The sequence below is a fragment of the Streptomyces sp. NPDC004629 genome (assembly GCF_042873595.1).
Classification (GTDB): Bacteria; Actinomycetota; Actinomycetes; order Streptomycetales; family Streptomycetaceae; genus Streptomyces.
Window position 1 is genome coordinate 1 of the sequence record NZ_JBIALO010000069.1, and the last position, 8,742, is coordinate 8,742.

Annotated in this window: 8 protein-coding genes; 4 read left to right on the plus strand and 4 right to left on the minus strand. The window is 69.5% G+C overall.

Annotated elements, in window-relative coordinates; genetic code table 11:
• Nucleotides 1–1,665 precede the first annotated feature (1,665 nt).
• From ACFYTE_RS41895 to ACFYTE_RS41910, 4 genes are all read left to right on the plus strand, one after another.
• Entirely contained in the window at nucleotides 1,666–1,869 is a 204-nt protein-coding gene (locus ACFYTE_RS41895; protein ID WP_028799214.1) for a cold-shock protein, read from the plus strand.
• A 180-nt stretch (nucleotides 1,870–2,049) separates the two neighbouring features.
• Entirely contained in the window at nucleotides 2,050–3,540 is a 1,491-nt protein-coding gene (locus ACFYTE_RS41900; RefSeq protein WP_388722510.1) for a DEAD/DEAH box helicase, read from the plus strand.
• 75 nt (nucleotides 3,541–3,615) lie between these two features.
• Entirely contained in the window at nucleotides 3,616–3,963 is a 348-nt protein-coding gene (locus ACFYTE_RS41905) for a CBS domain-containing protein (RefSeq protein ID WP_388722512.1), read from the plus strand.
• A gap of 61 nt (nucleotides 3,964–4,024) precedes the next feature.
• Nucleotides 4,025–4,321, plus strand: coding sequence for an SCO5918 family protein (locus ACFYTE_RS41910; RefSeq protein ID WP_388722514.1), 297 nt, complete (start codon nucleotides 4,025–4,027; stop codon nucleotides 4,319–4,321).
• 100 nt (nucleotides 4,322–4,421) lie between these two features.
• On the opposite strand, the gene ACFYTE_RS41915 is transcribed toward ACFYTE_RS41910, so the two are convergent.
• The 4 genes from ACFYTE_RS41915 to ACFYTE_RS41930 form a co-directional block, all read right to left on the minus strand.
• Nucleotides 4,422–4,718, minus strand: coding sequence for an SCO5918 family protein (locus ACFYTE_RS41915; RefSeq protein WP_388722514.1), 297 nt, complete (start codon nucleotides 4,716–4,718; stop codon nucleotides 4,422–4,424).
• Nucleotides 4,719–4,779: 61 nt separating this feature from the next.
• On the minus strand, nucleotides 4,780–5,127 hold the full coding sequence (locus ACFYTE_RS41920) for a CBS domain-containing protein (protein ID WP_388722512.1): 348 nt from the start codon (nucleotides 5,125–5,127) through the stop codon (nucleotides 4,780–4,782).
• 75 nt (nucleotides 5,128–5,202) lie between these two features.
• Nucleotides 5,203–6,693 (minus strand): DEAD/DEAH box helicase, encoded by a 1,491-nt coding sequence (locus ACFYTE_RS41925; RefSeq protein ID WP_388722510.1) that lies wholly within the window; start codon nucleotides 6,691–6,693, stop codon nucleotides 5,203–5,205.
• A gap of 180 nt (nucleotides 6,694–6,873) precedes the next feature.
• Nucleotides 6,874–7,077 carry a cold-shock protein gene (locus ACFYTE_RS41930; RefSeq protein ID WP_028799214.1) on the minus strand — a complete coding sequence of 68 codons (204 nt, stop codon included), beginning with the start codon at nucleotides 7,075–7,077 and terminating at the stop codon, nucleotides 6,874–6,876.
• Nucleotides 7,078–8,742 lie beyond the last annotated feature (1,665 nt).

An 8,742-nucleotide genomic window follows, 5' to 3' on the forward strand; every position in this document is an offset into this window, starting at 1 on the left:
CTGGTGCTGCTCGGTTCGGTTCGCACCTCCGAGCTACCAAGGGGCCCTGTCTTCATGTGCCTACCGCCAGAAGATCACCCCGGCGGGAAACCTGTTCGACTTGCACGTTCCATGATCGGTTGAGATACGGCTTCTCAGTCCAGACGGGCCAGCTACCTTTGGCCTGTGAACGACAGAGGCAGGTGGATCAGCGCGGCAGCCTGGCTTGCCGTCTGGTGGGGCCTGGCGACGGTAATGTTCCGCCTCTTCAGCCTGTTCATCGACGACTTGAAGAGCTGGACGACGTGCGCCGGGCTGGCCGCCGCTTCCGTCGCGACCGGAGAGCTATCGGAGTGCCGGCACCGACGCCGGCGAAAGGTGGAGTCACGGACATCCCCCAGCTCTGTACCGGAGACAGACTGCACCACAAGTGCACCACATCGAGCGGGAAACAACGGGGAACCACGGTGACAGCAACCGAGCCCCACGCTGCCACAGCTCAACCGCTCGCCCAGGGCAGCGCCCAAGGCGGCCGCAAGTGATCGCAGCTTCCCAAGCTGAGAGCGCGAGTTCGATTCTCGTCACCCGCTCCACGCGAAACCCCCAGGTCAGAGACCCGGGGGTTGTTTGTTGTCTAGCCCAATTTGAGGGTGGCGTGCCCCCGGGATGTCTCGGGTGGTAGGACGCAAATACCGTGAACCCCTTCACTCGCCTGTCGATCGCGCGCGAACTCGCATGAGCGAAGCGACAGTTCAAGGCCGACTACCGCGGAGACCATACGACGACGGGGCTGCGGCGTTCGATGAGGACGACGTCGCGCCACTGTGCCCACACCCCGGCCGCTGGCGTCCGGGCGGACGTGGACGGAGTGCTCCACGACGTCTGCGTAGGCGCAGCGGTCGGAGACCGGGACGACGGCCGTCCTGCCCAGCAACCGCCCGGTTTCGTCGACGGCCGCCAGGCACTGCTCGGCGAACTTGCTCCGGTCGAACTCCAGCGACCGCCTACGGCCCCCACCACCGACCCGGCACCGGTCTGCCCCGTGGCTGGGGTCGGATCGTGAGTGTTCTGGTGAACGGCACGGTGTGGGCCGGAGCACCGGGCCGCATGCTCGTCCCGCCGGGTTGGAACACCGAAGGATGTGGCACCCGGCTGGTGGCGGCCGGACCCGCGAACCACGTCCTCGTGGGCCACGACGGTCACGACGGTTCGGCAATGAGCCGCAAGGCCGCACGAGGCCGGTACGGCCCGCCGACCCGGTTGCGTCGCGGGGCTGCCTGGCGACGAACCGGTGCGGGCCGGCGCCAGCCCGGCGAGGGCCACGTTCACCGCGTCGGCGCGGCAACGGCGGCAAGGGGCGCGAGCGTCTCGCCTGCCCCGCCGGACCGTCGCCACCGTCGCAGCAGGTCACAGCACTGCGAGCGGAAACGCTCGACGGTAATACCGCGCCCCCGGAAATCAATATCTGTGGTCGCCGTGTAAGAAATCGACGCGGCGCGCGACAAATATTCCTGCGCCCACGGGCGGTGCGGAATTATCCACCGCGCAGGACCGACACCGACGTGCTACGCTCCTCATCAGTTGCAGGTGTGGTTGCCAGAAGGTTTTTCCGACGGCCGATCATCACGGCGACACGGAATGCGCACAGGGCGTATTCCTGACACCGTCCCCCGAAGGAGAAACAAGATGGCTACTGGCACTGTGAAGTGGTTCAACGCGGAAAAGGGATTCGGCTTCATCGAGCAGGACGGCGGCGGCGCCGACGTCTTCGCCCACTACTCGAACATCGCCACCCAGGGCTTCCGCGAGCTGCTGGAAGGCCAGAAGGTGTCGTTCGACATCGCGCAGGGCCAGAAGGGCCCGACGGCCGAGAACATCGTTCCCGCCTGACGCACCGGCACTGACGCATAACTTCGCAGCTGGGGCCCGCACCTTGGGGTGCGGGCCCCAGCTCGCTTCATTCCCGGGTCATTCGACCTGTCATTTTCGGCCCGTTCTCGCGATTCTCTGCGCCGCCCATTCTGCTGCGGAAATTCCTTGATACGTGCCCGCATCAAGGAAGGTTCTTCCATGAACCGCACACGTACCATTCGCACACGCACCAATCGCCCGTCCGACCGCTTCGGCGGATGGGCCGCCGACGGCCGCTCCGGCGTACCGCGCCGCTCCAACGGTTACGGAAGCCGGCAGCCGGCGCAGGGCGAGTTCGCCCTGCCGAAGACGGTCACGCCCGCGTTGCCCGCCGTCGAGTCGTTCACCGAACTCGCCATGCCGACGCCGTTGCTGACCACGCTCGGCCAGGAAGGCGTGACCGTACCGTTCCCGATCCAGGCGGCGACCTTGCCGAACTCCCTGGCCGGCCGTGACGTACTCGGTCGTGGCCGCACCGGATCGGGCAAGACCCTTGCCTTCGGCCTGGCGGTCCTGACCCGTGCGGCGGGCCGACGCGCCGAGCCGCGCCGACCACTGGCCCTGATCCTCGTCCCCACCCGTGAGCTGGCCCAGCAGGTCACCGACGCGCTCGCTCCCTACGCCCGCGCCGTGAGCCTGCGGCTCGCCACCGTCGTCGGCGGAATGTCCGTCGGCAGGCAGGCCAGTGTGCTGCGCGCCGGCGCGGAGGTGGTCGTCGCGACGCCCGGTCGGCTCAAGGACCTCATCGACCGGGGCGACTGCCGGCTCGTCGACGTCGGCACCACGGTTCTCGACGAGGCCGACCAGATGACCGAGATGGGCTTCATGCCCCAGGTCACCGCCCTGCTCGACCAGGTGCGTCCCGAGGGTCAGCGGATGTTGTTCTCGGCCACCCTGGACCGCAACGTCGACCTGCTGGTCCGCCGCTACCTGACCGACCCGGTGGTTCACTCCGTGGACCCGTCGGCCGGTGCCGTCACCACGATGGAGCACCACGTACTCCACGTGCACGACGCGGACAAGCACCGCACGACCACCGAGATCGCGGCCCGGGACGGCCGGGTCATCATGTTCCTGGACACCAAGCACGCCGTGGACCGGCTGACCAAGCACCTGCTGAACAGCGGTGTCCGCGCCGCGGCCCTGCACGGAGGCCGGTCCCAGCCGCAGCGCACCCGGACCCTGGCGCAGTTCAAGGACGGTCACGTCACCGTTCTGGTGGCCACCAACGTCGCGGCCCGCGGCATCCACATCGACAGCCTCGACCTGGTCGTCAACGTGGATCCGCCCAGCGACCACAAGGACTACCTGCACCGTGGCGGCCGTACGGCCCGCGCCGGGGAGTCCGGCAGCGTCGTCACCCTCGTGACCCCCGACCAGCGCCGCGGCATGACCCGGCTGATGGCTTCGGCAGGCATCACCCCGCACATCACGCAGGTCCGCTCGGGCGAGGCGGAGCTGAGCCGCATCACGGGTGCCCAGGCGCCCTCCGGTGTCCCGGTGGTCATCACCGCGCCGGTCGTGGAACGCCCCCGCCGCGCGTCTTCGCCGTCCCGGGACCGCCGGGCCCGCACCGGTCGGGGCCGCACCGTCGGCGCGGGGGTGCGCCGCAGGGCACAGCGGCGGCCCGGCCACGACTCGGCTGCTTAGGCCGACGCAGACCCGGGAGCCCCCCGGGGCCGCACAGGCCATCAGGCCGACCAGCCCTTACCGAAGGAGACACCCTTGACGCCAGCGCGGATGCAGCACCGCAGGCCGGAACCCGCCCCCATGTTCGTGGTCGCCGACAGCGAAGGGCACGGGCCTCGGGTATGTGACGACATGACCGTCGAGGTGGCCCTGGCCGTCATGGCGGGTGCCGGGGTCGAGTACCTGACCGTGTGCGACGCGGACGACGAGACCACGGACTTGATCACCCTGGTCCGGCTCTCCGTTCTCCGCGACACTTCCACGTATACGGACCGGATCCGGCTGCGGGACGTCCTCGACGGATCGCTGCCCTTGCCCGGCGCCCGTCCCGGCGGCGTCGGTGAGTACGGCCGGGTTGCGGGCGTCCTCGCCCTCTCGCGCTGATACGCCCTGCCCCGCGCGGCCCGTTCTCCTTCCCCCCGTGACTTCTGCCCTGCGAGGCATCATGCGCTGTGTCATCGCCCGGTACCCGTTCGACCTGACCACGACCGGGGTGCCGGCCTCGATGACGGGCGTCAGGCCCGAGTCCGTGACCGTCGGCCGCCGCCGCCGCTACCCCGTCAAGCAGGTGGACCAGGTCCTCGCGCGACAGGACCGCCGTGACGTCACCGCGGACGAGATCAGGTGGGCCATGACGCTCCTCGGCTTCACCTGCCACGACCGCCCCGAGGCCGTGGGCGGTCCCACTCCGCTGCGGACCGCAGCGGCACTGCTCGGCGGCACCCGTCCCGTGGAGGTATGAGGACGGGCGGGACACCGCCCTCAGGATCCCGGTGGGGGCCCTGCCGACGCGCGTCGGCAGGGCCCCCACCGGGATCCTGAGGGCGGTGTCCCGCCCGTCCTCATACCTCCACGGGACGGGTGCCGCCGAGCAGTGCCGCTGCGGTCCGCAGCGGAGTGGGACCGCCCACGGCCTCGGGGCGGTCGTGGCAGGTGAAGCCGAGGAGCGTCATGGCCCACCTGATCTCGTCCGCGGTGACGTCACGGCGGTCCTGTCGCGCGAGGACCTGGTCCACCTGCTTGACGGGGTAGCGGCGGCGGCGGCCGACGGTCACGGACTCGGGCCTGACGCCCGTCATCGAGGCCGGCACCCCGGTCGTGGTCAGGTCGAACGGGTACCGGGCGATGACACAGCGCATGATGCCTCGCAGGGCAGAAGTCACGGGGGGAAGGAGAACGGGCCGCGCGGGGCAGGGCGTATCAGCGCGAGAGGGCGAGGACGCCCGCAACCCGGCCGTACTCACCGACGCCGCCGGGACGGGCGCCGGGCAAGGGCAGCGATCCGTCGAGGACGTCCCGCAGCCGGATCCGGTCCGTATACGTGGAAGTGTCGCGGAGAACGGAGAGCCGGACCAGGGTGATCAAGTCCGTGGTCTCGTCGTCCGCGTCGCACACGGTCAGGTACTCGACCCCGGCACCCGCCATGACGGCCAGGGCCACCTCGACGGTCATGTCGTCACATACCCGAGGCCCGTGCCCTTCGCTGTCGGCGACCACGAACATGGGGGCGGGTTCCGGCCTGCGGTGCTGCATCCGCGCTGGCGTCAAGGGTGTCTCCTTCGGTAAGGGCTGGTCGGCCTGATGGCCTGTGCGGCCCCGGGGGGCTCCCGGGTCTGCGTCGGCCTAAGCAGCCGAGTCGTGGCCGGGCCGCCGCTGTGCCCTGCGGCGCACCCCCGCGCCGACGGTGCGGCCCCGACCGGTGCGGGCCCGGCGGTCCCGGGACGGCGAAGACGCGCGGCGGGGGCGTTCCACGACCGGCGCGGTGATGACCACCGGGACACCGGAGGGCGCCTGGGCACCCGTGATGCGGCTCAGCTCCGCCTCGCCCGAGCGGACCTGCGTGATGTGCGGGGTGATGCCTGCCGAAGCCATCAGCCGGGTCATGCCGCGGCGCTGGTCGGGGGTCACGAGGGTGACGACGCTGCCGGACTCCCCGGCGCGGGCCGTACGGCCGCCACGGTGCAGGTAGTCCTTGTGGTCGCTGGGCGGATCCACGTTGACGACCAGGTCGAGGCTGTCGATGTGGATGCCGCGGGCCGCGACGTTGGTGGCCACCAGAACGGTGACGTGACCGTCCTTGAACTGCGCCAGGGTCCGGGTGCGCTGCGGCTGGGACCGGCCTCCGTGCAGGGCCGCGGCGCGGACACCGCTGTTCAGCAGGTGCTTGGTCAGCCGGTCCACGGCGTGCTTGGTGTCCAGGAACATGATGACCCGGCCGTCCCGGGCCGCGATCTCGGTGGTCGTGCGGTGCTTGTCCGCGTCGTGCACGTGGAGTACGTGGTGCTCCATCGTGGTGACGGCACCGGCCGACGGGTCCACGGAGTGAACCACCGGGTCGGTCAGGTAGCGGCGGACCAGCAGGTCGACGTTGCGGTCCAGGGTGGCCGAGAACAACATCCGCTGACCCTCGGGACGCACCTGGTCGAGCAGGGCGGTGACCTGGGGCATGAAGCCCATCTCGGTCATCTGGTCGGCCTCGTCGAGAACCGTGGTGCCGACGTCGACGAGCCGGCAGTCGCCCCGGTCGATGAGGTCCTTGAGCCGACCGGGCGTCGCGACGACCACCTCCGCGCCGGCGCGCAGCACACTGGCCTGCCTGCCGACGGACATTCCGCCGACGACGGTGGCGAGCCGCAGGCTCACGGCGCGGGCGTAGGGAGCGAGCGCGTCGGTGACCTGCTGGGCCAGCTCACGGGTGGGGACGAGGATCAGGGCCAGTGGTCGGCGCGGCTCGGCGCGTCGGCCCGCCGCACGGGTCAGGACCGCCAGGCCGAAGGCAAGGGTCTTGCCCGATCCGGTGCGGCCACGACCGAGTACGTCACGGCCGGCCAGGGAGTTCGGCAAGGTCGCCGCCTGGATCGGGAACGGTACGGTCACGCCTTCCTGGCCGAGCGTGGTCAGCAACGGCGTCGGCATGGCGAGTTCGGTGAACGACTCGACGGCGGGCAACGCGGGCGTGACCGTCTTCGGCAGGGCGAACTCGCCCTGCGCCGGCTGCCGGCTTCCGTAACCGTTGGAGCGGCGCGGTACGCCGGAGCGGCCGTCGGCGGCCCATCCGCCGAAGCGGTCGGACGGGCGATTGGTGCGTGTGCGAATGGTACGTGTGCGGTTCATGGAAGAACCTTCCTTGATGCGGGCACGTATCAAGGAATTTCCGCAGCAGAATGGGCGGCGCAGAGAATCGCGAGAACGGGCCGAAAATGACAGGTCGAATGACCCGGGAATGAAGCGAGCTGGGGCCCGCACCCCAAGGTGCGGGCCCCAGCTGCGAAGTTATGCGTCAGTGCCGGTGCGTCAGGCGGGAACGATGTTCTCGGCCGTCGGGCCCTTCTGGCCCTGCGCGATGTCGAACGACACCTTCTGGCCTTCCAGCAGCTCGCGGAAGCCCTGGGTGGCGATGTTCGAGTAGTGGGCGAAGACGTCGGCGCCGCCGCCGTCCTGCTCGATGAAGCCGAATCCCTTTTCCGCGTTGAACCACTTCACAGTGCCAGTAGCCATCTTGTTTCTCCTTCGGGGGACGGTGTCAGGAATACGCCCTGTGCGCATTCCGTGTCGCCGTGATGATCGGCCGTCGGAAAAACCTTCTGGCAACCACACCTGCAACTGATGAGGAGCGTAGCACGTCGGTGTCGGTCCTGCGCGGTGGATAATTCCGCACCGCCCGTGGGCGCAGGAATATTTGTCGCGCGCCGCGTCGATTTCTTACACGGCGACCACAGATATTGATTTCCGGGGGCGCGGTATTACCGTCGAGCGTTTCCGCTCGCAGTGCTGTGACCTGCTGCGACGGTGGCGACGGTCCGGCGGGGCAGGCGAGACGCTCGCGCCCCTTGCCGCCGTTGCCGCGCCGACGCGGTGAACGTGGCCCTCGCCGGGCTGGCGCCGGCCCGCACCGGTTCGTCGCCAGGCAGCCCCGCGACGCAACCGGGTCGGCGGGCCGTACCGGCCTCGTGCGGCCTTGCGGCTCATTGCCGAACCGTCGTGACCGTCGTGGCCCACGAGGACGTGGTTCGCGGGTCCGGCCGCCACCAGCCGGGTGCCACATCCTTCGGTGTTCCAACCCGGCGGGACGAGCATGCGGCCCGGTGCTCCGGCCCACACCGTGCCGTTCACCAGAACACTCACGATCCGACCCCAGCCACGGGGCAGACCGGTGCCGGGTCGGTGGTGGGGGCCGTAGGCGGTCGCTGGAGTTCGACCGGAGCAAGTTCGCCGAGCAGTGCCTGGCGGCCGTCGACGAAACCGGGCGGTTGCTGGGCAGGACGGCCGTCGTCCCGGTCTCCGACCGCTGCGCCTACGCAGACGTCGTGGAGCACTCCGTCCACGTCCGCCCGGACGCCAGCGGCCGGGGTGTGGGCACAGTGGCGCGACGTCGTCCTCATCGAACGCCGCAGCCCCGTCGTCGTATGGTCTCCGCGGTAGTCGGCCTTGAACTGTCGCTTCGCTCATGCGAGTTCGCGCGCGATCGACAGGCGAGTGAAGGGGTTCACGGTATTTGCGTCCTACCACCCGAGACATCCCGGGGGCACGCCACCCTCAAATTGGGCTAGACAACAAACAACCCCCGGGTCTCTGACCTGGGGGTTTCGCGTGGAGCGGGTGACGAGAATCGAACTCGCGCTCTCAGCTTGGGAAGCTGCGATCACTTGCGGCCGCCTTGGGCGCTGCCCTGGGCGAGCGGTTGAGCTGTGGCAGCGTGGGGCTCGGTTGCTGTCACCGTGGTTCCCCGTTGTTTCCCGCTCGATGTGGTGCACTTGTGGTGCAGTCTGTCTCCGGTACAGAGCTGGGGGATGTCCGTGACTCCACCTTTCGCCGGCGTCGGTGCCGGCACTCCGATAGCTCTCCGGTCGCGACGGAAGCGGCGGCCAGCCCGGCGCACGTCGTCCAGCTCTTCAAGTCGTCGATGAACAGGCTGAAGAGGCGGAACATTACCGTCGCCAGGCCCCACCAGACGGCAAGCCAGGCTGCCGCGCTGATCCACCTGCCTCTGTCGTTCACAGGCCAAAGGTAGCTGGCCCGTCTGGACTGAGAAGCCGTATCTCAACCGATCATGGAACGTGCAAGTCGAACAGGTTTCCCGCCGGGGTGATCTTCTGGCGGTAGGCACATGAAGACAGGGCCCCTTGGTAGCTCGGAGGTGCGAACCGAACCGAGCAGCACCAG

Bases quoted from the DNA above. Each gene is read 5' to 3' on its own strand.
- ACFYTE_RS41915 (WP_388722514.1), bottom strand. From the start codon at position 4,718: ATGCGCTGTGTCATCGCCCGGTACCCGTTCGACCTGACCACGACCGGG.
- ACFYTE_RS41900 (WP_388722510.1), top strand. From the start codon at position 2,050: ATGAACCGCACACGTACCATTCGCACACGCACCAATCGCCCGTCCGAC.
- ACFYTE_RS41910 (WP_388722514.1), top strand. From the start codon at position 4,025: ATGCGCTGTGTCATCGCCCGGTACCCGTTCGACCTGACCACGACCGGG.
- ACFYTE_RS41930 (WP_028799214.1), bottom strand. From the start codon at position 7,077: ATGGCTACTGGCACTGTGAAGTGGTTCAACGCGGAAAAGGGATTCGGC.
- ACFYTE_RS41895 (WP_028799214.1), top strand. From the start codon at position 1,666: ATGGCTACTGGCACTGTGAAGTGGTTCAACGCGGAAAAGGGATTCGGC.
- ACFYTE_RS41925 (WP_388722510.1), bottom strand. From the start codon at position 6,693: ATGAACCGCACACGTACCATTCGCACACGCACCAATCGCCCGTCCGAC.